The sequence below is a fragment of the Kitasatospora sp. NPDC043949 genome, assembly GCF_056435365.1.
Genome location: NZ_JBWKEQ010000054.1, coordinates 1 through 22956 on the forward strand (window position 1 = coordinate 1; position 22956 = coordinate 22956).

23 protein-coding genes are annotated in these 22956 nt (G+C 73.1%); 13 read left to right on the plus strand and 10 right to left on the minus strand.

Features of this window, described 5'->3' with window-relative positions:
• Positions 1-111 precede the first annotated feature (111 nt).
• Positions 112-2283: a catalase gene (locus AC07AL_RS31900; RefSeq protein ID WP_478319100.1), complete on the minus strand. Its 2172-nt coding sequence runs from the start codon at positions 2281-2283 to the stop codon at positions 112-114.
• 255 nt (positions 2284-2538) lie between these two features.
• Between AC07AL_RS31900 and AC07AL_RS31905 the strand changes: the two genes are divergently transcribed.
• The 8 genes from AC07AL_RS31905 to AC07AL_RS31940 all read left to right on the plus strand — a co-directional run bounded on the left by AC07AL_RS31905 (position 2539) and on the right by AC07AL_RS31940 (position 7411).
• The gene (locus AC07AL_RS31905) at positions 2539-3057 is read left to right on the plus strand and encodes a hemerythrin domain-containing protein (protein WP_400806662.1); all 519 of its coding nucleotides are present in this window, start codon (positions 2539-2541) and stop codon (positions 3055-3057) included.
• 55 nt (positions 3058-3112) lie between these two features.
• The gene (locus AC07AL_RS31910; RefSeq protein WP_363586941.1) at positions 3113-3442 is read left to right on the plus strand and encodes a helix-turn-helix transcriptional regulator; all 330 of its coding nucleotides are present in this window, start codon (positions 3113-3115) and stop codon (positions 3440-3442) included.
• Positions 3443-3766: 324 nt separating this feature from the next.
• A complete protein-coding gene (locus AC07AL_RS31915; protein ID WP_363586940.1) occupies positions 3767-4147 on the plus strand; it encodes an STAS domain-containing protein in 381 nt (126 codons plus the stop codon).
• 40 nt (positions 4148-4187) lie between these two features.
• Complete coding sequence (locus tag AC07AL_RS31920) at positions 4188-4424, plus strand: DUF6296 family protein (RefSeq protein ID WP_363586939.1); 237 nt, start codon at positions 4188-4190, stop codon at positions 4422-4424.
• A 191-nt stretch (positions 4425-4615) separates the two neighbouring features.
• The gene (locus tag AC07AL_RS31925) at positions 4616-5452 is read left to right on the plus strand and encodes a helix-turn-helix transcriptional regulator (RefSeq protein WP_363627676.1); all 837 of its coding nucleotides are present in this window, start codon (positions 4616-4618) and stop codon (positions 5450-5452) included.
• A gap of 100 nt (positions 5453-5552) precedes the next feature.
• Positions 5553-6245, plus strand: a complete 693-nt coding sequence (locus tag AC07AL_RS31930) for an SDR family NAD(P)-dependent oxidoreductase (protein ID WP_400806658.1) — start codon at positions 5553-5555, stop codon at positions 6243-6245.
• A 99-nt stretch (positions 6246-6344) separates the two neighbouring features.
• Positions 6345-6542, plus strand: coding sequence for a hypothetical protein (locus tag AC07AL_RS31935; RefSeq protein WP_363586936.1), 198 nt, complete (start codon positions 6345-6347; stop codon positions 6540-6542).
• A gap of 89 nt (positions 6543-6631) precedes the next feature.
• Positions 6632-7411, plus strand: coding sequence for an SDR family NAD(P)-dependent oxidoreductase (locus AC07AL_RS31940; protein ID WP_400806654.1), 780 nt, complete (start codon positions 6632-6634; stop codon positions 7409-7411).
• Between the two features lie 69 nt (positions 7412-7480).
• On the opposite strand, the gene AC07AL_RS31945 is transcribed toward AC07AL_RS31940, so the two are convergent.
• The 3 genes from AC07AL_RS31945 to AC07AL_RS31955 all read right to left on the minus strand — a co-directional run bounded on the left by AC07AL_RS31945 (position 7481) and on the right by AC07AL_RS31955 (position 11276).
• Entirely contained in the window at positions 7481-8857 is a 1377-nt protein-coding gene (locus AC07AL_RS31945) for a hypothetical protein (protein ID WP_400806652.1), read from the minus strand.
• Between the two features lie 143 nt (positions 8858-9000).
• Complete coding sequence (locus AC07AL_RS31950) at positions 9001-9579, minus strand: TetR/AcrR family transcriptional regulator (protein ID WP_478319104.1); 579 nt, start codon at positions 9577-9579, stop codon at positions 9001-9003.
• Between the two features lie 173 nt (positions 9580-9752).
• Positions 9753-11276, minus strand: a complete 1524-nt coding sequence (locus tag AC07AL_RS31955) for an FAD-dependent monooxygenase (RefSeq protein ID WP_478319105.1) — start codon at positions 11274-11276, stop codon at positions 9753-9755.
• Between the two features lie 68 nt (positions 11277-11344).
• Here AC07AL_RS31955 and AC07AL_RS31960 point away from each other — a divergent pair, with 68 nt between their 5' ends.
• A complete protein-coding gene (locus AC07AL_RS31960) occupies positions 11345-11974 on the plus strand; it encodes a TetR family transcriptional regulator (protein ID WP_363586931.1) in 630 nt (209 codons plus the stop codon).
• Positions 11975-12046: 72 nt separating this feature from the next.
• Here AC07AL_RS31960 and AC07AL_RS31965 read toward each other — a convergent pair whose 3' ends face one another.
• Positions 12047-12277 (minus strand): hypothetical protein, encoded by a 231-nt coding sequence (locus AC07AL_RS31965; RefSeq protein WP_478319107.1) that lies wholly within the window; start codon positions 12275-12277, stop codon positions 12047-12049.
• On the opposite strand from AC07AL_RS31965, the gene AC07AL_RS31970 reads away from it, so the two are divergent.
• Entirely contained in the window at positions 12276-13514 is a 1239-nt protein-coding gene (locus tag AC07AL_RS31970; protein WP_478319109.1) for an SMI1/KNR4 family protein, read from the plus strand. The genes AC07AL_RS31965 and AC07AL_RS31970 overlap by 2 nt on opposite strands.
• Before the next feature lie 58 nt (positions 13515-13572).
• Here the strand turns inward: AC07AL_RS31970 and AC07AL_RS31975 are convergent, their stop codons facing one another.
• Positions 13573-14478: a LysR family transcriptional regulator gene (locus tag AC07AL_RS31975; RefSeq protein ID WP_478319111.1), complete on the minus strand. Its 906-nt coding sequence runs from the start codon at positions 14476-14478 to the stop codon at positions 13573-13575.
• 138 nt (positions 14479-14616) lie between these two features.
• On the opposite strand from AC07AL_RS31975, the gene AC07AL_RS31980 reads away from it, so the two are divergent.
• Both AC07AL_RS31980 and AC07AL_RS31985 read left to right on the plus strand, forming a co-directional pair.
• On the plus strand, positions 14617-15429 hold the full coding sequence (locus AC07AL_RS31980) for an EamA family transporter (RefSeq protein ID WP_478319128.1): 813 nt from the start codon (positions 14617-14619) through the stop codon (positions 15427-15429).
• A gap of 144 nt (positions 15430-15573) precedes the next feature.
• A complete protein-coding gene (locus AC07AL_RS31985; RefSeq protein WP_478319112.1) occupies positions 15574-16224 on the plus strand; it encodes a dihydrofolate reductase family protein in 651 nt (216 codons plus the stop codon).
• 57 nt (positions 16225-16281) lie between these two features.
• On the opposite strand, the gene AC07AL_RS31990 is transcribed toward AC07AL_RS31985, so the two are convergent.
• Genes AC07AL_RS31990 through AC07AL_RS32000 form a run of 3 tightly spaced genes read right to left on the minus strand, consistent with a single transcriptional unit; the run spans position 16282 to position 19461 of the window.
• Positions 16282-17601, minus strand: coding sequence for a cytochrome P450 (locus AC07AL_RS31990; protein ID WP_363627667.1), 1320 nt, complete (start codon positions 17599-17601; stop codon positions 16282-16284).
• Complete coding sequence (locus AC07AL_RS31995) at positions 17585-18598, minus strand: (-)-delta-cadinene synthase (RefSeq protein WP_478319114.1); 1014 nt, start codon at positions 18596-18598, stop codon at positions 17585-17587. Before AC07AL_RS31995 ends, AC07AL_RS31990 begins: the two co-directional genes overlap by 17 nt.
• On the minus strand, positions 18595-19461 hold the full coding sequence (locus tag AC07AL_RS32000; protein ID WP_363586926.1) for a methyltransferase domain-containing protein: 867 nt from the start codon (positions 19459-19461) through the stop codon (positions 18595-18597). Before AC07AL_RS32000 ends, AC07AL_RS31995 begins: the two co-directional genes overlap by 4 nt.
• 398 nt (positions 19462-19859) lie before the next feature.
• Between AC07AL_RS32000 and AC07AL_RS32005 the strand changes: the two genes are divergently transcribed.
• Positions 19860-21248, plus strand: a complete 1389-nt coding sequence (locus AC07AL_RS32005) for a protoporphyrinogen/coproporphyrinogen oxidase (RefSeq protein WP_363627665.1) — start codon at positions 19860-19862, stop codon at positions 21246-21248.
• 428 nt (positions 21249-21676) lie between these two features.
• Here AC07AL_RS32005 and AC07AL_RS32010 read toward each other — a convergent pair whose 3' ends face one another.
• Complete coding sequence (locus AC07AL_RS32010; protein ID WP_478319116.1) at positions 21677-22357, minus strand: hypothetical protein; 681 nt, start codon at positions 22355-22357, stop codon at positions 21677-21679.
• Between the last annotated feature and the right edge of the window lie 599 nt (positions 22358-22956).

Sequence of the window (22956 nt, forward strand, 5' to 3'; positions counted from 1 at the left end):
CCCCCCCCCCCCCCCCCCCCCCCCCCCCCCCCCCCCCCCCCCCCCCCCCCCCCCCCCCCCCCCCCCCCCCCCCCCCCCCCCCCCCCCCACGTCCGTGGCGCCGCTGCGGCGTCAGCGCTCCGGGAAGCGGTGCTGCTCGACCAGCCGGGCGAAGCCGTCCCACAGGGCCGGATCCGCCGGCTCACGCAGGTCGTGGAGCGTGACGCCGGCCAGGCCCCCGGGCGCGTCGCAACCGCCCGCCCGGGCCAGTTCGACGCCGGAGCCGAGCAGCGCCGCCGGCTTGCCGTGGCGCAGCGCCTCGGCGAGGAAGCGGACGGCGTCCGGATCGGCGGCCAGCGCGGGCCCGGCGCCGTCCGGAACCACCACCGCGTCGTACAGCACCGAGGCGGTGGTGGGCAGCGGGCGGTCCACCGGCAGAGGGTCACCGCCACGGGCGGCCACGTGACCGCCGTGCGCGGCCAGCGTCTCCACGACGGCGCCCTGCGCACCCAGCCGCTCGTGCGCGGCCCGCACCTGGCCTCCGTCGACCCCGGGCGCGGTCAGCACGGCGACCTTGCGGGTACGGATGCCGCTGCCGCGCAGATTCTCCAGGCTGAGCGCCGGGGAGACCCGGGAGCCCGCCGCCTCGCCGCCCTTCGCCGCCGCCCGGTCCTCGGGCGCCGGCTGCGGCTCGGGCACGCCGATGCGCCGGGCGACCTCCGCCGCCAGGTCGGGGTCCACGCGCACCAGGTTGCCGACCATCCGGCGCCGTACCTCCTCGTCGCCCACCTTGCCGAGCTCGAACGCGAACGCGGCGGTGATGTGCCGCTGCTCCCAGCCCGCCATGCTGCGCCAGAACAGCGCGGCCTGGCTGTAGTGGTCGGCGAAGCTGGGGCTGCGCCGCCGGATCGCCCTGCCGTTGACCCGTTCCTGGTAGTGCTGGAACACCCCTTCCGGAAGGTGGCCGCCGCCCATGGTGAACGGGCAGCCGCCGCCCACCGAGTTCGGTGCGTAACTCGTCCCCGGGTGGACGACCTGCTGGCCGTAGCCGTCGCGGTGGTTGGTCCGCACGTCGGCCAGCGGGCGGTTGACGGGCAGTTGGCCGAAGTTGGGGCCGCCCAGGCGGATCAGCTGGGTGTCCAGGTAGGAGAAGTTGCGGCCCTGGAGCAGCGGGTCGTTGGTGAAGTCGATCCCGGGCACGACGTTGGCGGTGTGGAAGGCCACCTGCTCGGTCTCGGCGAAGAAGTTCTGCGGGTTGCGGTCGAGGACCATCCGCCCCACCGGGCGCACCGGCACCAGTTCCTCCGGGATCAGCTTCGTGGGATCCAGCAGGTCGAAGGGGAAGGCGAACTCGTCCTTCGCCGTGACCAGTTGGACACCGAGCTCCCATTCGGGGAAGTCCCCCGCCGCGATCGCCTCCCACAGGTCCCGGCGGTGGAAGTCCGGATCCCGCCCGGCGGTGATCTGGGCCTCGTCCCACACCTGGGAGCAGACGCCGAGCCGCGGTCGCCAGTGGAACTTGACGAACGTGCCGCGCCCGTCCCGGTTCACCAGGCGGAAGGTGTGCACACCGAAGCCCTGCATCATCCGGTAGCTGCGCGGGATGGCCCGGTCGGACATCACCCACATCAGCATGTGGGTGGACTCGGGCTGGAGCGAGCAGAAGTCCCAGAAGGTGTCGTGCGCGGAGGCGCCGGTGGGGATCTCGTTCTGCGGTTCGGGCTTCACCGCGTGGACGAAGTCCGGGAACTTGACGGCGTCCTGGATGAAGAACACCGGCATGTTGTTGCCCACCAGGTCGTAATTCCCGTGCCGGGTGTAGAACTTGGTGGCGAAGCCGCGGACGTCCCGTACGGTGTCGGCGGAGCCGCGCGGGCCCTGCACGGTCGAGAAGCGCACGAACACCGGGGTGCGGCGCCCGGCCTCCTGGAGGAAGTCGGCGCAGGTGAACCCGGCGAGCGACTCGTACGGTTCGAAGAAGCCGTAGGCGCCGGCGCCGCGGGCGTGCACCACGCGTTCGGGGATGCGCTCGTGGTCGAAGTGGGTGAGCTTCTCGCGGAGGTGGAAGTCCTCCAGCAGGGTGGGGCCGCGGTCGCCGACGATGAGCGAGTTGTCGGTGTCGTCGACGCGCACACCCTGGTCGGTGGTGAGCGGGCCGTCCGGGTCGGGGGCGCGGAAGGCGTCGAGTGCGGCGTCCTTGGCGTCGGTGGTGTTCTTGGCGTCCGTGGCGTCCGTGGCGTTCTTGGCGTCGGGTCCGGGGTCGGCGGGCGGCTCGGGCTGGGGGGTTTCGGGGTTGATGGGCATGTCGCGATCTCCGTCCTGGGAACGGCGCGGGGCGGCCGGGCCGGCGGCCCCCGGCTCGTGTCGGCGGGGCGGCTGCCCGGTGGGTGGCCCGGCAAACCGCGCGCGAGCGGCCGTCGGTGCCGCAGCAGGAGGTCAGCGGTGCTGGGCAGAGGCGCGCGGTGTTTCAGTGCGGTGTTTCAGTGCGGTGTTTGACGAAGGAGCCTCGGGGGACACGCCTGGGTCGGGAGGGGAAGCCTCTGAGTGAGGAGACGAGCAATGTCGAACGATGCCATCGTCCTGTTGAGGGAGGACCACAAGGAAGTCCGCCGCCTGTTCCGCCAGTACCGGGAACTCGCCGCCGGGGACGGGGACGGAGACGGTGGGGGCGACGCGCGGCACGAGACGGTCGAGCGGATCGTGGAGGCGCTCACCGTCCACACCTACCTGGAGGACGAACTGGTCTACCCCAGGATCCGTCAGGAGGTTCCCGGCCTCGCCGAGGACATGGACCGCGCCCGGCAGGAACACCACGTCGCCGACCTGCTCTGTGAGGAGCTGAGCCGGATGAGCCCCGGCGACGAGGGCTACGACGCCAAGACCGCCGTCCTGATCGACGCGGTCGACCGGCACATCGAGCAGGAGGAAGGCTCCTGGTTCCCGATGGTCCGGGCCGCACTCGGCCGCAGGGAACTCCAGGAGATCGGCGAGCGGATGCAGGCCATGCGCGAGACCGCGCCGCGCCGCCCGTCCAGTGGCGGCGTGCTCCACCGCATCGCCAACGCGATCGAGGGCTGACGACGGTGCGACGCCGCGACCACGAAAAGCGGGAAGGAGCACGCGAATTCCTCTCATGTCTCAGCCAACGCGACCGTCCTATCCTGAGGGCGTGGAAGAACAGCCGGCAATCGGGCGCCAGTGGACGTTCCTGACCAATCACGCGCGCGTCCTGGTGCAGATCGCCCGGGACCCGGGCATCAGGGTGCGCGACATAGCGACCAGCTGCCTGCTGACCGAACGAGCGGTCCAGCGGATCATCGCCGACCTCGAAGCGGCGGGCTATCTCAGCCACCACCGCGTCGGACGCTCCAACGTCTACCGCGTCCTCGACGGCAAGCAGCTGCGCCACCCCGCCGACAGCGGCCCGACGCTGGCGGAACTGCTGGCCGTCCTGCTGCGCTGACCGCTCCGCCCGCCCACCCGCTCCTCGGCCGGCACGGCGTGCTCGGTCTCTCGTAGGAACCCGAGGGCACGCCGAGGGCACGCCGAGGGCACGCCGAGGGCATGCCGATGACACGCATGGCCGAACCCGATTGCACGCATTGCCATTGACGAATTTCCGTTCACGTATCGGTTGACGTGAGAAGGGATTCGGCAGACGCTGGAGATGTCGTCCCACGGCTCACAGGCAGGAGAAGAGACCATGCGCGGTAAGCCGCCCGTGGCGCGTTCCGCTGCCCCGACCCCGACTCCTCCACCCCCCGCGCCGCCCCCGGTCAATGGGAGCGTGCCCACAGACCTGCACGTCGCCGAGGGCCTGCTGGTCCGGCTCGCCGTCGAAGGGGACCGGGTCCGTGCGACGGTCCGCGGCGAGATCGACCTCGACGTCGCCGGCGGCCTGGACGAGACCCTCGGACGCGCGTTGCAGGCCAGCGGCACCGGGCTCGACGTCGACCTGTCCGGCGTCCCCTTCTGCGACAGCTCCGGCCTCAACCTCCTGCTGGGCCTGCGCAGCACCGCGCACCGTACCGACCGTACCCTCGCGATCACCGCGGCCAGCACCCAGGTCGAGCGCCTGCTCGCGATCACCGAGACGACCGGCCTCTTCACCCCCGCCGCCACCGAACGCCCCGCCGGCCCCCCGCACACCGAGAACGCAGACCCCTGACCGCTCGCGGGCCACCCCGCACCACCGCAAGCCGAGAACCATGGACCCCGTCCGCCGCTACGCCATCGCCCTGCCCGGCGCGCCCGGCGCCCACGCCGCAGCGCACACCGTCATCGTGCACCTCACCGACCAACTGGGCCCCGCGCGCGAGCCCGTCTACGAGGACGCCACCGGCCTGTTCCGCGTCCAGATCCGGGGCACCATCGCGGAAGTCCTCGCCGCACCGGCCGAGTACGGAACCATCCACCCCTGCCTGGAAGCCGTTCCCATGCCCTGACCGCACTCCGGGCCGCTGGTGGACCCGCTGGCCACCCCGGCAGGCGTGGGGGCGTCCGTCGCGCCTGAAACCGTCCTGCCGCAGGCCGTTCCACCCATGGTCGCTGCCGCGGGCCGGGGCCGGGAGGACACGTTCTTCCAGGGAAAAACATGTCCTCCCAGCTCGCGCGGCGCCCTGGCACAGTGGCCGGTGTGAGCACGGACAACGACAAGCGCCGGGAGTTCGCCACGTTCCTGCGTGCCCGGCGCGCGGAGGTCTCCCCCCGACAGGCCGGACTTCCCGCGTACGAACGGTCGCGCAAGGTGGCCGGGCTGCGCCGGGAGGAGGTGGCCGGGCGGGCCGGGATCAGCGTGGACTACTACACCCGCCTCGAACAGGGCCGGCTGCCCGCACCGTCCGGCAGTGTCCTGGACGCGCTGGCCCGCGCCCTGCTGCTGGACGACGACCAGCGTGACTACCTGCGCCAGCTGGCCGACCTGGCCCCGGCCCGCCGACAGCGGCGTTCACAGCACCAGGTCGTGCCCGCCGCGGTGCTGGCCGTACTGGCCGATCTGCGGACCACGCCCGCCGTGGTCCTGGGCCGGTTCATGGACATCCTGGCCTGGAACGACCTCGCGGCCGAGCTGCTGCTCGACTTCGCCGCGGTTCCCGAGGAACACCGCAACTACCTGTGGCTGACGTTCCTCGACCCGCGGACGCGCGAGCGCGTGCCGGACTGGGACCTGTCGGCGGGCGAGTGCGTCGCCTACCTGCGGATGGACGCCGGCCGCTACCCCAGCGACCCCAGGCTCGCCGAACTGGTCGCCGAGCTGAGCGCCGGGGACTCCGACTTCCAGCACTGGTGGACCACGTACCGGGTCTCCGGCAGGAGCTTCGGGAGCAAGCGCATCCTGCACCCGGTCGTCGGCGAGGTCCGGCTGGACTGGCAGGTCCTCACCGTCGCCCAGGAACGCGACCAGTTCCTCGCGGTCATGCCCGCCGCCGACGAGGAGAGCAGGCAACGGCTCACAGCCCTGAGCACACCGTAGGAACGCGCACGGCGCGACCGTGCGGTCCCACCCACCCGGAAAGGAGGTGAAGGCGCGAGGAGCCCCGGATCACGAGGGCCCGACGCCTTCACAGCACGCCATGACGACCACACTCATCACCGGAGCCACCCGCGGGATCGGCCTGGAGGCCGCCCGCCAGCTGGCCGGGGCCGGACACACCGTCTACCTCGGTGCGCGCGACCTGGAACGGGGCCGGGAAACCGCCGAGCGGATCGGCGCCCGCGCGGTGCAGCTCGACGTCACCAGCGAGGAGTCCGTCCAGGCCGCCGCGCGGCTGATCCGCGAGGAGGCCGGCCGGCTCGAGGTCCTGGTCAACAACGCCGGCGTCCCGGGCAGGTGGAACCCGCCTGCCGAGATCACCGCCGACGACATGGAGACGGTCTACGCCACCAACGTCTTCGGCCTCGTCCGCGTCACCCACGCCTTCCTGCCGCTGCTGGAGGCCGCCGACCACCCCGTCATCGTGAACGTCAGCAGCAGCGGCGGCTCCCTCGCCCGGTGCAGTGACCCCGCCGGCCTTGAGGCGACCTTCCCGATGGTGGCCTACTGCTCGTCCAAGAGCGCGGTCAACATGATCACCGTCCAGTACGCCAACGCCTTCCCGGACATGCGGATCAACGCCGTCCACCCGGGATCCGCCGCCACCGATTTCAACCCCCGCGGCACCGTGTCGGCCGAGCAGTGCGCCAAGATCATCGTCCGGATGGCCACCGTCGCCCCCGACGGCCCCACCGGAGGGTTCTTCGAGGAGGAGGGCCCCGTCCCGTGGTGACCGTGGTGACCGCGGGGTCACACGGTTGACCGGTGGGGTCTCGCCCCGGCCACGGCGTGCCGCACCCCGTGGCCGGGGCACGATCACCACCCTGGAGCGGTGAACGACTCCACCGGGATGCCGGCCCCGGCCGGACACGGGTACCGGGCGAGCTGGTTCGAGCTCTTCTTCGACCTGGTGTCCGCAGTCCTCCCCGCAGGACCGCTGCTCCCCGCCTGGGCCACGATCGCGGTCACGGCGACCGTCCTCATCGCGATCACCGCAGTCGCCACCCGGTACGGGCCCCCGACCCACTGACGATCGATCAGCCACGGACAGCACCCTCGTGACGCCGCGAGACCCGCACTCCGGCCGCCTCGGCCGACTACCGACAGGGAACGACGCCCATGAGCAACCTCGCACTCGTCACCGGCGCCACCTCCGGAATCGGCAGGGCATTCGCCGAGCGGCTGGCCGGCGACGGCTACGACCTGGTGCTGGTCGGCCGGCGCCGGGAGCGGCTGGAGGAGTTCGCCGCCGCCCACACCGGGGTCGAGGTGCGATCCGTGGCCGCCGACCTCTCCACCGGCGAGGGCATCGACACCGTGGCGCGGATCTGCGCGGCCGAACCGCTGACACTGCTGGTCAACAACGCGGGAGTCGCCCACTACATGCGGCTCGCCGACCTGCCTGCGGATCTGGCCCGCGAACTGGTCGACGTCAAGGTTCTCGCCCCCACCCTGCTCACCCGTGCCGCCGTCGCGGGCATGCAGGAACGCGGCCGGGGCGCGATCATCAACGTGGCCGGCATGATCGCCTTCAGCGGACCCGCCCCGCAGTCCCAGCTGCCCCGCCGCGCCGTCTACGCCGGTGCCCTGGCCCACCTGGTCGCGATGAGCCAGACCCTGTCCGCCGAGCTCGAAGGCACCGGCGTCCAGGTCGAGGTCGTCTGTCCGGGGGTGGTGGCCACCGAGTTCCACGAGCGCCAGGGCCTCGATCTCAGCGCCGTACCCAGGATGAGTGCCGAGGACGTCGTCACCGCGGCCCTGCGCGGCCTGCAACTCGGCGAGGTCGTCTGCGCGCCCGGTGTCGAGGACGCGAGCCTGCTCGATGCCGTCTTCCGGGCCGAGCTGGCGGCGTTCGGCGCGCAGAGCCCCGAACTCGCCACCCGCTACCGGGCCGGCTGACCCGTACCCGCCCCTCGGTGGCCGGGCGTCGGCTACCGAGGGGCGGTGCTTCCTTTCGTGGCGCGGGCGTCAGTCGGCCTGCGGCGGATCTATCCGGACCACCAGCCGGCTCGGGCCGTTGCCGGAGGCGGTTGCCCGCTCGGCGGGGTGGGTGACGGGGCGGTCGGCGGGGTGCAGGGTGACGTTCTCCGGGTAGAGCCGGCCGAGCAGGGCCAGGACGACGAGGTCGCCCTGGCCGGTGGCGTCCAGGACGGCGTCACCCGCCTGCGTCCACACCAGCCCCGATGCGCGCAGGGCCGTCCACACGTCCGCGGCGGCGGGCGGGTCGGCGACCGGTGCGTCGGCGGGCACGTCGCCCGTGGCGCCGTCCGGCCGGTGGGCGAAGCGGTGGCCGCGCAGGGCCTGGCCGAGGTCGACGCGGGCGGTGGCGCCGTCGTGGGTGAGCTCGATGGCGGCGGTGCGGGCCCCGCCGGCGACCGGCCCGGCGACGATGCGGCCGGTGATGCGGCCGGTGAGCGGCCCCGGTGCGGCGGTGGCGGGCGGCAGGTGCTCGACGAGGGTGCGCGGCGCGGCGTAGTAGTCCCGCAACTCGGCGACGTGCGTGACGGTTTCGTCGGCGGCCGGGTCGGGACGCCAGGTCAGCAGGTACCGGGGGGCGGTCAGGGGCGGCTGGTCGAGGACGGCCGGCAGGACGGTGCCGCCGCTCGCCTCGAAGCCGTAGCCGGCCGGGCCGGAGGGGTTGGGGGCGCCGAGGGTGCCGGACGAGCCGGAGCTGCCGGAGGTGCCGGTGACGGCGTGGCGGGCGAAGGCCACGATGCTGGCGTGCCGGATCCGGCGGACCAGGAGTTCGGTGAGGAACGCGTCCCGGGCCGGTTCGATGTGCCGCAGCCCGGTCGGAGTGATCAGCAGCGGGACGTCCTGCCAGTTGGTGAAGGGCAGCAGGGCGTCGCGCAGCAGGACGACCTGGTGCAGCCACTCGTTGTAGAGCTGCATCGTGACGGGTCCGCCACGGCGGCCGAGGAGCAGGTCGGTCGCGGGAGGGGTGAGCAGGTGGCCGTAGCAGTGGCTGCGGACGACCAGCGGGCCGGCGGGCAGCGCGATCCGGTCGGCGAGCAGGCGCTCCAGGGCCGCGGCGGCCCAGGAGGCGAGCTCATGGCCGATCTCCTCGGCCTGCGCGCCCAGTTCGCGAGCGGCCGGGGCGCTGCCCGGTCCGACGGCCAGCGGCAGGGAGGTCTCCCGGGTCCCGAGGGCGAGGGTCGCGCGGATCTGCGCCTCCAGCACCTCGCCGTCGGCGGTGGTGAGGGCGTTGTCATCGATGACGCCCTGGAGCAGCGGCTCCGTGGCCGTGAAGAACTCACGGGCGGTCAGGGCGGTGCCGGCCGCGGGGAAGGTGTTCCAGCGGCTGCCGCCGAGGGCGGGCGTACTCGGGGTGGGTGCGATGGGCACGGGTCCTCCGAAGTGTCGATGGAGCGTTGCGATCGAGCAGAGGTGGAGCGTTTCGATGAAGCAGGGATGGAGCGGCGGATTCCGCGGGTGCGGGGCCCGGCCCTTATCTGGATCGTGCGATACAGATTGCGGACATGAAAAAATCAGTCGAGGGCGGTCAGCGCGACCTCCACGACGGGTGAGAGGGCTTCGGGGTCCGGTGTGATCTTCGAGGAGACCAGCAGCCCGTTGAGGAAGGTGACGAAGAAGGCGGCGAGGCTCTGCGGGTCGTGCCGCGCCGCGATCTCACCCCGTTCCGCCGCGACCCGCAGCACCTCGGCGAGCGCGTCCCGGCTGACATCCTGCATGTCCCGTACGGTACGCCGGATCGACGCGTCCCCCGGTAGGCGCTCGCAGGCGGCATTGACCGCCAGACAGCCCCGGCCGCCGTGCTCGGCGGCGATGTGGACCCGCTCCATCAGCATCGTGCGGATCGCCGAGCGGGCGTCCGCCCCCTCCTCCAGGCTGCGCAGGGCATCCGCCGCGAGGGTGGCGCGGTAGTGGTCCAGCGCGGCCCGGTACAGGCCGGCCTTGTCGCCGAACGCCGCGTACAGGGAGCCCTGCCCGATCCCCAGGTGCTGGGTCAGGTCGCGCACCGAGGTCGCCTCGTAGCCGCGCGTCCAGAACAGCTCCATGGCGCGGCTCACCGCCGCCTCGGTGTCGAACTCCCGGGTCCTTGCCATGGTTTCACCGTAGCCTATCTGGATCGGATGCTCCAGATAGAGCGAGCCGCGCTCCTCCCGGGGCGAGGGCTCCGCAGAACCGGCGGACGCCCCGTGCGGCAGGTGACGACAGCGCGACGGGCGGTCCGTCGGCGCGCCGTGGATCGTGGCGCACCGACGAACCGCCCGGGGCCTCAGCCGAACCAGCGGGCGAGGGCCGTGTCGAGCGGGGTGCCGTCGGTGTCGGTCCAGGCGAGGTAGCCGTCGGGGCGGACCAGGAGGGCGCCGGCGCCGTCCACGTCCTCGTCGGTCTTCGCCATGACGTGCTCGACCCGGTCGGACCGGTCGCCGACCGACCGCCGCCTGCCGTCGAGGGAGAGCAGCAGGCCCCGGCCGGAGCGCATCAGCCGGCTCGCCCGGGCCGGGCCGTCCTCGGTGGTCAGGTCCAGGTCGATCAGCCGGGGGCCGACACCGGGGTACCGGAGGTCCAGGCCGGACATCATGCCCGAGACGTACCGGTTGGTGTCGGGCAGGCCCAGCAGCTCGGTCACGAGCTCGCGGACCGTGCCGAGTTCCTCGTCCCGGCCGGGATTCATGATCACGGCTTGGGCCCGGGTGTGGCGCAGCACGCGCGCGGCGACGGGGTGCCGCTCCTCGTGGTAGCTGTCGAGCAGGCCGGCGGGCGCCCAGCCGCGGATCGTGCCGGCGAGCTTCCAGCCCAGGTTGACCGCGTCCTGGAGGCCCAGGTTCACGCCCTGGCCGCCGATCGGCATGTGGATGTGCGCCGCGTCCCCGGCGAAGAACACCCGGCCCTCGCGGTAGCGCTCGACCTGGCGGACGGCGTCGCCGAACCGGGAGGCGGCGCGCAGTTCACCCAGTTCGGTGTCGGGGCCGTACACGGCGTGCAGCGCCTCGCGGACCTCGTCGGCCGAGACCGGCGTCTCGCGGTCCGGGCCCTGTCCGGAGAGCCTGCCGAACAGTATCCGGTACAGGTCCGGGCCGATGGGGTGCAGGATCGAGTGGAAGCCGCCGGCCACGCGGGTGTACTGGCTGAAGTGCTTGCGCTCGGTGGGGACCGTCTCGGACCGGGAGGCGAGGGTGATGTCGGCCGCCACGGCGGACATCCGGCGCTCCCGGCCGGGGAACGGGACGCCCAGCAGCCGGCGGACCGTGCTGTGCCCGCCGTCGCACGCGACGAGGTAGCGGCCGCGGATCTCACCGTCGCCGCCCCGGACCTCACCGTCGCCCCGGATCTCACCGCCGTCGGGGGCGTCACCGCCGCCCGGGGTGCCGTCGGCGTGCCACGTGACCGTGATCCCCTCCGCGTCCTGCGCGACCGCCGTCACCTCGTGGCCGCGGAGCACGGGCACGCCCTGCTCGCCGAGGAGCCGTTCGAGGTGGGCCTCCAGCCGGATCTGCGGAACGTTGACCGGGTGGGGGTACCGGGTGCGCCAGGGCCGGCAGTCCAGCTCGACCGGCAGGGTGGCGAAGTGCCCGCCGGTGGTGCTGTCGGACGGCTCCTGCGCGAGCAGCGGCTCCAGCAGCCCGCGCAGGTCGAGCACCTCGGCGGTGCGCGGCTGGAGTCCGCCCGCCCGGGACTGGGTGCTGTGGGTGCGCTGCTTCTCGACGACGACGGCCGGCACTCCGGCCAGCGTCAGCTCGTACGCCAGCATCAGCCCGGTCGGGCCCGCCCCCACCACGATGACCTCGGTTCGCACGATGACCTCCCGAAAGAAGAAACTGGGTGCAATTCTGCACTCAGTCTACCACAAGGTAGACTGAGTGCATGAATCAGCAGATGGGCCTGCGGGAACGCAAGAAGGAACGCACCCGGGAGACGATCGCGGCGACGGCGATCCGCCTCTTCCTCGACCGGGGCTTCGACCAGGTCTCGATCACCGAGATCGCGGAGGCGGCGGAGGTCTCCCGGCGGACCCTCTTCGCGTACTTCCCGACGAAAGAAGACCTCGTACTCCAGCGGTTCGCCGACCACGAGAGCGAAGCGGCCCGGACGGTGCGCGCCCGCCCGGCCGGCCAGCCGCCGCTGGAGGCGCTGCGCGCGGCCATGCTCGACGCCCTGGCCCGTCGCGACCCGAACACCGGCCTGTGCGACGACCCCGAGGTGATGGCCTTCCTCCGCATGATCGTCGAGACCGAGAGCCTGGCGGCACGGATCATCCGCTACGCGGCACGCGGCAGCGACGAGCTGGCCGAGGCACTGCTGGAGGCCGACGTCGACCCGCTCGACGCCCGTCTCGTGGCCACCCAGGTGATCGTGGTGCAGCGGGAACTGGCGGTCATGAACCAGGAACGCCTGGCCGACGGCACGTCCGCCGACGACCACTACCCGGAGGCCGTCCGCGCCGCCGAGCGGGCCTTCGCCCTGCTGCGCGACGGACTGGGGCAGCACGGGTAGGGCCCGGGTGCATCGGCCTCCCGGAGCACTCCGAACTGTCGGGGGCGGGCGTCATAATCGCCACTGCCGTGATCACCGGACCTGCTGGAGGCCCTCGTTGTCCTCGTCGTCGTCCTTGCCGCCCTCGTCGCCCTCGTCGTCCTCGCTGCACGACTTCGCGACCTGGGAGCCCCTGCTGCGGCTCCTGCGGGCTGACCACGCGCAGGCGCTCGCCGCGCCGGGCGGCGAGGTGGCGGGGCTGATCGGCCGGCAGGGGTGGAGCGTGCCGGTGAGGATGCGGTTCCCGGAGGCCGGGCGCGCCATGCTGGTGTCCGACAACCAGGAGGCGCACGACGCGATCGACCGCGTCCGGGCCGCGCTCACCGAGGCCGGGATCGGCGATGTCGCCTTCGCCGCGGAGATCCCGCCGAGCGGGAAGGCGGTGCTCCATCTGTTCGACCACGGCCCGGCTGTCGACCCGGGCATCGGCAACGCCCACCCGGGCGCGCTCACTCTGGTCGAGGGCGCGGTGCCCGAGCCGTGGCGGCGCCTGCCCGAGCCGGTGCCCGGGGCGAGGCCGGCCCCGTTCGTGGACCTGGAGGTGCTGGAGCGGACGCTGCGCGAGCGGATGTCCGACGAGACCGGCGCCACCGAGGAGGAGATCGCCGCCGCGGAGGCCCGCCTGGGTGTGGCGCTGCCCGAGGAGATCAAGGTGCTCTACCGGGTGACCTCCGCGCGGTGGTGGGAGCACACGGAGGACTACTACACGGTGGAGGAGCGCTGCGAGGCGTCCGACCGCGTCGGCGACGCGCTCGGCTTCGAGCTGAGCTCCCTGGACGGGCTCGCCATCGCCGACCGCTCGCGCTCCTCGTTCCGTTGGGAGCACGCGGCGACGGAGGCGTGCGTCACCTCGCCCGACGCCGCCGTGCAGGACCTGGTCGGTTCGCCCGGGTGGATCGTCATCGGCGACACCGGCGGCGGGGACCTGGTGGTCGTCGACCTGACCCCCGGCCCTGGCGGCCACCTCGGGCAGCTCATCGTGCTCGACCACGAGCGGAGCGTCGGCGCTTGCCTGCTCGCCGAGTCCCTCACCGACCTGGTGCTGGACCCGGACCGGACCTGGTACTCCGGTCGGAACCTGGCCCTGACGTCGGTGGTGGCAAGGCTCCACGGCGAGGTCCCCGACAGCGTCGAGGCGGCGGCCCACCCCGACCTGGAGGTCCTGACCCTCGGAGGGTGGCGCGGCGAACCGGTCAGTCTGAACCCTCTCGTCGGGCTGCCCCGGCTCCGCACCCTCTACGCCGGCCCCGGGGCGCTCACCGACCCCCGGGAGGTCGCCCGGCTGACCGGACTGGAGTTCCTGGAGCTGACCCCGGAGGACTGGCGCTGCCTCCTCGACGCCGGCGCCGTCCCGCGCGGCCTGTCGGCCGCCGCCATCGAGGCCCCGAGCGATCACGACCTGCGCCCGATCATGGCCCTCGCGAACGAACTCCTGACCCTCTGGGAGCGCCCCCTGATCACGGAGACCGTCGTCGAAGGCGACCTCGGCCCGCTGCCGTAGCCCTGTCACGGATCTCGTGTGCCCGGGAGAGCGAGGCGGCCCTGCTGGGGTGCCGCTGTCACTTTCGCGGGGGCGGCGGGGAGTCGGGCTTCTCGCGGTAGAGGTCGATGGCGAGGGCGACTGCGGCGTGGGTCGCGGGGTGGGGGTCCTGGCGGCGCCAGATGAGGTGGACGGGGACGGGGGCGGCGTTGCGCAGGGGGCGGTAGACGATGCCGTCGCGGCGGTACTGGGCGGCGGTGGCCTGGGGGGTGACGCCGATGCAGCGGCTGGTGGCGATGGCGGCGAGCCAGTCGTCGATGTCGTGGGTGTAGATGACGGCGGGCCGCTGCTCCTCGGGCCACAGGTTCAGGGCGGTGGTGCCGGTTCGGCGGTCGATGGCGAGGGTGCGGGCGGGGATCTCGTCGAGGCGGATGCTGCGCCGGCGGGCCCACGGGTCGTCGGAGGCAAGTGCGACGATGCGGTGTTCGTGGCCGACCAGGGCGTGTGACCAGGGCTTCAGGTCGAGCGGGGCGCGGACGACGGCGAGGTCGCACATGCCTTCGGCCAGCCCGCCGGTGGGGGAGTTGTGGCGGACGAGGCGCAGCTCGACCTCGGGGTGGCGCTCGTGCCAGCGGCGCTGGAAGTCGGTGGTGTGGCGGCCGAAGGCGGACCAGGCGTGGCCGAGGTGGAGCCGGGCGTGGCCGGCGGTCGCTTCCTCGACCAGGTCGTCGGCGCCGGCGAGCAGGACGCGGGCGCGGGCGAGGACCCGCACGCCGGCCGGCGTGGGCGCGATCGTGCGGCTGGTGCGGTGCAGCAGCCGCACCCCGAGGAACTGTTCCAGGGCGTGCAGGTTGCGGGAGACGGCGGCCTGGGAGATGCCCAGCTCGGGGCCGGCGTCGGTGAAGCTGCCGGTGTCGATGATGGCGACCAGGCAGCGCAGGTGCTTCAGTTCCAGATCGGCGGGACTTTGTCGTCGCTCATCCATACGCCCAGCGTATCAATGGGCCGGTGAATGCATTTTGCGTATGACTACGTCGGCTCCACTGTGGAGGGCATGGTGCTGAAGAGCTCTCACGACGCCGCTACCGCCCGGGGTGACGGGCGCCTGGCCGGGGTGGCGCTGATGCTGGGCTCCGGCCTGTCCAACCAGGCCGGAGCCTCGATGGCGGCGCTCGCCTTCCCGGTGATCGGCCCCGCGGGTGTGGTGGCCGTCCGTCAGTGGGTGGCCGCCGGGGTGCTGTGGGCGGTCGGCAGGCCGCGGCCGCGGTCGTTCACGGCGGCGCAGTGGCGTCCGGTCCTCGGGCTCGCGGTGGTGTTCGCCGTGATGAACCTGTCCCTCTACACGGCCATCGACCGCATCGGGCTCGGGCTGGCCGTCACCCTGGAGTTCCTCGGTCCGCTCGCGGTGGCCCTGGTCGGCTCGCGCCGGCGCCTCGACGCCCTGTGCGCGGTGGCCGCCGCGGCCGCGGTGGTCGTCCTGGTCCGGCCCTCGCCCTCCACCGACTACCCGGGCATCGCCCTGGCCCTGCTCGCGGCGGTGTGCTGGGCCGGCTACATCCTGCTCAACCGTGTCGTCGGCCGCCGCCTGCCCGGGCTGGAGGGCTCGGCCGCCGCCGCCGCGCTCTCGGGGGTGCTCTACCTTCCCGTCGGGATCGTGGTGCTGTGGCTCCGTCCCCCGACCGCCGCCGCCCTGGCCTGCGCGCTGGCCGCCGGCGTGCTGTCCTCGGCCGTACCCTTCCTGGCCGATCTGCTGGCGCTGCGGCGGGTGCCCACGCAGTTCTTCGGCGTGTTCATGAGCGTCAACCCGGTCTTCGCCGCGCTGATCGGCCTCGTCGTGCTCGGCCAGCACCTCGGCGCGGCGGCCTGGCTCGCCGTGCTGGTGATCGTCGGAGCGAACGCGGTCGCCGTCACCACCGCCCCCACCAACCCCGCGTGATGAGCAGGGCCCCGAGAAGAAGTTTCGGGCCGATGTCGATTCGGCCGCGTCCGCTGCGACGTCATGATGTGCGGCGCCCCGCCGCACGGTGACGCGACGCCTCGCCGCACGGTGACGCGACGACGAGACCTGACGAGGGAACACGTGGACCAACTGCTCAGAGTCATGAACTTCAACGTCTCCAGTGACGGCGTCGGTGCCGGTGCCGGTGAGCACCAGAGCTTCGAGCGGCCGTTCGGCCACGACCACCCCGAGAAGCTGTTCGCCTGGGCCGGGGCCACGGCGAGCTGGCCCATGCGGACGGCTCCCGGGGGGAGCCGGGGCCTCGACGACTACTTCACGCGGGACTTCGCGCGCAACATCGGTGCCGAGATCATGGGCCGCAACAAGTTCGGGCCCCAGCGCGGGCCCTGGCAGGACGACGAGTGGCGCGGCTGGTGGGGTGACGAACCCCCGTTCCACACCCCGGTGTTCGTCATGACCCACCACGAGCGTCCGTCGTTCACGCTCTCCGACACCACGTTCCACTTCGTCGACGGCGACCCGGCCACGGTCCTGGCCCGCGCGCGGGAGGCCGCGGAGGGCAAGGACGTGCGGCTCGGTGGCGGGGTCGGCACCATCCGGCAGTTCCTCGCCGCCGACCTCGTCGACACCCTGCACGTGGCGGTGTCGCCGGTGGAGCTCGGCCCCGGGCTACGGCTCTGGGAGTCCCCCGACGAACTGCTGGACCGGTTCCACCTGGAGGTGGTGCCCAGCCCGAGCGGGGTGACGCACCACCTGTTCTGGCGGAGGTGACGTGAGGGCCCGCGCTGGGAGGCCGACGCCCGGGTGACCGGCCGCTCAGGGGCGGGCTCAGGAGTGAGCGGTCACGGTCGCGGTGAGGGGCGCGGGGCCGAGGGTGGCCGCCGCCATCGGGCGGGGGCGGCTGCCCGGGACCGGGTCCACGTGCCAGGCGGCCGTGACCGCCGCCGTCAGGAGGGTGAGCTCCGCCAGGGCGAAGTCGCCGCCGGGGCAGCCGTGCACACCGGCGGCGAAGGGCAGGTAGGCGCCGCGCGGGGGAGCGGGGTGCCGTTGCGGGTCCCAGCGGTCGGGGTCGAACGCGCCGGGGTTGCGGTACCAGCGCGGGTCCCGGTGCAGGGCGTAGGGGCTGTAGAAGATCTGGGCCCCGGGCGGGAGTCGGTGGCCACCCAGTTCCACCGCACTGCCCGTACGGCGGGGGAACAGCCAGATCGGCGGGTAGAGCCGGAGGGTCTCCTGGACGACGCGGTGGGTGAGGACGAGCGCGGGGAGGTCCGCCGGCTCGACGGGGCGGTCGCCGACGACCCGGCGGACCTCCTCGCGGACCCGGCGGCGGAGCTCGGGGTGGCGGGCGAGGAGGATGAACAGCCAGGCGGCGGCCGCGCCGCTGGTGTGGGAGCCGCCGACCAGCAGGGAGGTCACGTCGTCGTGGACCTGCCGCCGGTCGGCGCCGACCGACAGGTGCGTCAGGGCGGCGTTGTGCGGGTCCGCGTCGATGAGGGCGTCGACGACGCCGTGGAGGTCGTTCAGGGCGGTGTGGTAGCTGCGCCGCTCCGGGCCGGGCAGCCGGTCGAGGAACGCGGCGGCGGGCCCGTAGGCCCTGCGGCCCAGTCCGGCCACGACGACCGGCAGGGCGTGGTGGACGACGGAGGCGGCGCCGGCGGGGAGCGGACGGCCGAAGAGGGTCGCGGCGACCACGTTCAGGGTCAGTTCGGCCATCTCGGCGTTGAGGTCGATCCGTTGGCCGTGGTGCCACGAGTCGGCCCGGGCGGTGGCGAGTTCGGCCATGGTGTCGAGGTATCCGGGCAGGCGGGCGGCGCTCAGCAGGGGTTGGACGACGCGGCGGCGGTCCCGGTGGTGGGTGCCGTCGGCCACGGCGATGCCGGTTCCGAACAGGGGGCGGGACTTGGTGAAGATCTCGCCGCGGTCGAAGCGTCCCCCGGGTCCGGTCAGCAGGGCCATGACGAGGTCGGGGTGGTTGAGGAGGTAGGCGGGCCGGGGGCCGATGCGGAACTCGACCACGTCCCCGTAGCGGCGTTGGGCGTCGAGGAAGGCCAGGGGCGCTCTGGCCAGCCGGATCGCGTGCCCGAGGAGCGGGACGCCGCCCGGCACCCGGGCCGGGCGGCGGCCGGTGGGGTCAGGGGGTGTCGGCATGGTGGTCCTCTCCCGTGGGCGCAGGCGCGGTTGTTGTCGTTCCGGTGCGGTACCGGGGCGTGCTCAGGCCCCATTCCAGGTGGCCCCGGGCCCAGTCGAGGAGCGCCTCGGCGCAGTGGTCGGCCTGCCGCCGGAGGGCGGGTGGCGTGGCGAGCGCGCGGGCGAGGCCGGTGAGTTCGCGGCGGGCCCGGGCGTGGGCGCGCAGGCGGTCCTCGAAGGCGTCCGTCACGAGGAGGGCGGCGGCGTGCCGGTCCATGCCGCCGTGGTGGGCGGTGACGAGCACCAGGTTGTGGGGGTCGCCCTGGGCGGCCTCCTTCTCCACGGTCATCAGGTCGTTGGTCCAGCACACCAGGTCCGCCGCCGCGACGAGGAGTTCCTGGAAGGGGCGGGAGTAGTACAGGGACGGGGGCAGGAAGCAGCCGTCCGTTCGCTCGACGAGGTCGAACGAGGGCATGATCGCTCCGAAGGCCCGGCGCCAGGCGGGAAACCCGTCCGGGTACGGGACGTGGCCGGCCTGCCGGTGGGCGGCCTGCCAGACGCAGCCGGACAGGTAGTCGGCCACGTGACGACGGAACCTCAGGACCCAGGCGTCGGGCATGGCGTCCGAGGCCCGCTCGACGATCTCCGCGAGGGCCCGCCCCATGGGCGAGGTGGGAACCGACCCGTACGAGACGATGCCGAGCGGCTCGTGCAGGTGTTCCTCCAGGCGATCGGCGTCACGCCCCAGGTCGCCCTCGTCGATCCGGTCGTCGAGGAGGAACAGCCAGGCCATCCACATCGCCACCAGGGCGCTGTCCGACCGGTCGGCCCGCGGATGGCACCACGCCGCCAACAGCCCGGGACGGATCCGCGCGAGGTTGCGCAGCTCCGCCGACGTCTCGCAGAGGCCGGCGGCCTCCACCCACCGCAGGGTCTGCGCGTCGGCGGTCCCGGCGTGGTCGCCGTGGCGGGCCGGGACGTCCCGGATCGCGGAGCCCTTGAGCACGTCGATCGTCATGCGGCCCCCGCCTTCGGTTGTCGCGCCATTTGTCGTTCCGGCTGGCGTCGCGCCGGGCGCACGCCCCACATGGCGATCATCGCGTGCGCCGTGTCGACGAACCCGGGGCGGCGCAGGTGGGCCAGCGCCTCGGCGCCTTCCGCCTCCCCGAGGGCGCCGGAGCGTGCCATCGCGGGCAGGAGATCGGCGATCGAGAGCGCCCAGGCCCGCCCCGCCGCGTTGGTCGCCGTCAGCGTCGGGCAGTGGACCCGCATCCCCACCTCGCCGAGCCCCAGGCCCCGCAGCGGGGCGGGGAACGACCGGGCCCAGGCCGCCACGTCGCTGCCGAGCGTCGTGGCCAGGGTGGTGGTGACGGCGGCCCCGAGGCGCCGCACGACCGGATCGGGGGAGGAGGCGGAGGGGAAGAACGAGGGGTCCTCGATGTACAGGCGGCCGCCCGGCTTCAGCCAGGACGCCATGCGCCCCGGCAGCGAGGCGCGATCGGGCAGGTGGCACAGGACACTGCGGGCGACGATGAGGTCGAAGGTGTCGGGCGGGAACCCTTCGGTGCGCACGTCGTGTCGCAGCACCCGCAGGGCCGGGTGGCGCGGGCCCGCGAGGAAGCGGAGGTCCGTGTCGGTGGCCGTCACCTCGCCCTCGGGGTGACGGCGGGCGAGCCACAGGGCCAAGGTCCCGGCCCCCGCCCCGATTTCCAGACAACGGGCCCCGGCCGGTAATTCCCAACGCGCCAGATCGCCGGTCGTCGCGGGATCGCACAAATCGGCCAGGGCGTTCAGACGTTCCATTTGCGCGGGGTGGGCGAAGGCGAGGACTTCGTCCCCGTACGCCGGGAGTTCGCGTTCCGTCGGCGGTTCCTTCCGCATGCGGTACCTCCTTTTCCTCGCCGATTGGATCAGTGCCGTTGTACCGCCCCCTGGCGACACGCCAGTCCGTTCGGTGCGGCGCACCGGATTTCGTGCTTCGCTTCTTGTGGCTTCTCGCGGTTTCTCGTGGTTTCTCGCGGTTTCTCGCGGTTTCTGGCGTGGGAGGCCGTGAACACGGCGACGGTGACGGCGGCGCACCGCCGCCGCCCTCGATTCGCATCGATCTCAACACCGGTGTCCACGGGTGTCAACGGGGCGTCAAGGTGCTGGCACGAGCGCCATGGTGGTCGTGCCGCAGGAGGTCCGGTGGGGTTGACGGACAACTCCGCGTCGTCCCAGAGTGTTTCTGCCCAGGCGAAAAGAAACCCGGGGAACCGGGATGTCCGAGGAGGCGCCACATGGCCGAAAAGGACCGTGAGGACCGCGTGATCGTGGTCGGATCCGGAATCGCGGGAGCGGCCGCCGCTTTTCGGCTGCGCCAGGCCGGTTGCGATGTCACTCTGTTCGAAAAGGAGGACCACGTCGGAGGCCGGATGTCCACCCGCGAAGTGCCGGTCGGAGACGTCCGATATCGCGTCGACCGCGGCGCGAGCTGGCTTTCCCGGAATTACGCGCCCATGATCCGACTGTTGGAGGACGCGGGGCTCGCCACGCGCATGCTCCCGTGTTCGGACGAGCTGGGCGTGCTGCGCGAGGGCCGGGTGCACCGGCTCTCACTCGTCCAGGCCTCGGGACTCCTGCGGACCGGACTGCTCGGGTGGCGCGCCAAGTTCAAGGCGCTGAACCTGCTGCGCGACCTGGCGGCCGCCCGCCGCCGGCTGCGCTGGGAGGACATGTCCGGCGCCGCCGGGATCGACGGGGAGAGCGCTCGGGAGCACGCCCTGCGCAGGCTCGACCGGGAGCTCCTGGACTACCTGATCGAGCCCCTGTGCAGCACCCAGTTCCTCGTACCCGCCGAGGAGGTCGCCGCCGTCGGCGCCTTCTGCATCATGTGGGGCACGTTCGGGGCCGCGAGCTTCACCTTCGACGGCGGCGTCGGGAGCCTCCCCGGACACCTCCTCGACACCCCCGTGATGCGCGCCCCGGGCACCCGTGTCGAACTGGGCGCCCACGTGACCGAGGTCCGCCGGGACGGGAACGGGGGCGGCGCCGTGGTGGTGTGGGAGCGGGACGGCGAGGTCCGGACGGAGCGGGCCCGCGCCTGCGTCGTGGCCGTGCCCGCCCCGGTCGCGGCCCGGATCGTCACCACCCTCGACGACGACCAGCGCCGCTACCTCGACGGGGTCCGGTACACCAGCGACGTCCACGTCACCTTCGGGCTGCGTCGGCCTCCCGCCGAGACGGCCCTGGGCGTCGCCGTGCCGCGCCGGGAGCACCCGGACCTGTGCGTCGCGCTGTACGAGCACAACCTCGGCCCCGGCCGGGCCCCCGCCGGCCGGGGCCTGGTCACCCTGGTCTTCCGGCACCACTGGAACGCCGCCCGGATGGCCCTCGACGACGACACGGTGATCGCCGACGCCCGCGCGGCCGTGGGCGAGGTGATGCCGGGTCTGGCCGCCCACATCGACGACCACCGGGAGATGGCCGTCGTCCAGCGCTGGGAGAACGCGGTCCTCGCCCGCCCGGCCGGCGGGTACCGGGACCTCGCCGCCTTCACCGCGAGCCTGGATCCGGCCTCCCCCGTCCAACTGGCCGGGGACCACTTCGCCTACAGCACCACCAACGCCGCGCTCGCCACCGGCGAACGCGCCGCGCGCCGGGTCCTGGACCTGCCCCTCGCGACCTGAGGCGACCAACGCCCTTTCCCCGGCGGGCGGCATCCCCGCGTACCGTCAGCGCCCACCTGTACCGCGTCTTCCCCAAGCCGGGCATCACGACGTGGGTCGCCCTCAGGGACGCCCTGAACAGGCTGGAGGAGCATGCCCCTGCCGCGTCCGAGACGGCACGGGCGACGGGCTGGCAGCGTCCGCTCCGGCGCGAGGGGGTGGCGACGGCCGGTCCGCGATGAGGACGGGGCGGCGGAGAGCGCCCGCCCCGGAGGCACGGATGGAGCGACGTCCGGCCGGCTCTCTCACACGTATGACAGTCACGTGACCGCATCGGCGAGACACATGACTGTCATACGCGAGGCCGTTGGACACACATACGCGTCCCTGGGCGCCGAGCGAGGAGAAGCCCGGGATCGGGGGCCTCCCGTACTCAACGGCAGTTGAGGTCAAGGCCGTTGAGCGTCCTCCTGCGCCGCGAGCGCGTGCCGGCCGGACTCGGCGAGGGTGTACAGCACGGACCGCTGCTGCTTGTGGCGCTGGATGTTCCCCTTGGCCACGAGCGACTCCAGGGTGTTGCGCACGACCTGCGGGGTGGGGGCGCGGTCCGGGTGCTTCGCCAGCAGTTCCTCCCGCAGCTCCTTCGCCAGGCGCGGTTCGTCGTGACCGCTGAGCAGGGACAACAGGAGCTCTCCGAGCAGGGGTTGCCGCGACGTCCCGGCCGCGGCGGCCTGTGCCGGCTTCCCCGTCCGCACCGTCCGCACCGTCCGCGCCGTCCGCGCCGTGGCCCCGCTCTTCCCCGTCTTCCCGGTCTTCGCGGTCTTTCCCGTCCGTGCCGAGCGCGGCGAGCGCGGCGCGGGTGTGCGGGCGGGGGCCGAAGCGGACGCCCGGCGTCGCTTCGCCCCGGTGAGCACGGGCTCGTCCTGTGCCTGCTCGGGCAGGGGCGCGGGCTCCGACAGGCCCTCGTACCGTTCGGCGAGGCGGAGGATGTCGACCAGGAGGGCTTCCTCCTGCTTCAGCATCCTGGCCTCCTCGGCCAGTTCCTGCTGACGCCGACGGTTCTCTTCCAGATCCGATGCGGCCTGATCGACGAGCCGCGTACGGAGCGTGCTGGCTGGTTGGCTGGTCACAACCGTTCACTCCCTAGTAATGGATGACGTTGCGCATGGTACCCACGCCGGAGCTTCCGTGGAGGAGGGTGCCGGCAGTGTGCGGCATTCCCCCGGGGCCGTGCAGTACCATTCCCGACCATCCCCGACGGGCGGGCAGGGAGCGCCGACACGGCGGGGCGGCGCCGACAGGGCATCGCACGGTCGGCGACATGGTCGGGGACATTGTTCGGTGACGTTACGTCATTCGACTGTTTCCGCCGTGGGCACCGATGGACGACCCTGGTCCCTTCCGCTCCCGCACACACCTGTGCCGGGTACCCACCGACGCCCCGCGGAGGGACTGTTCCGTGACCCGAACCCCCGTCGTCCTCATCCACGGTGCCTGACTGCACGCGTTGTGCGGACGGCGCGGCACACCCGCGCCGGAGGGTGGACACCGGGAACGCACGGCGGGCGCCCTGCTGCTCATCTCCGGCCAGGAGGACCGCATGGTGCCCGACAGTGTCACCCGCTCGGTGTACAAGCTGTACGACGACTCGACGGCGACGAGCGACCTCAACACTTCCCCGACCGTGCGCACTCGCTGACCGTCGACAGCGGCTGGCGCTCCGTCGCCG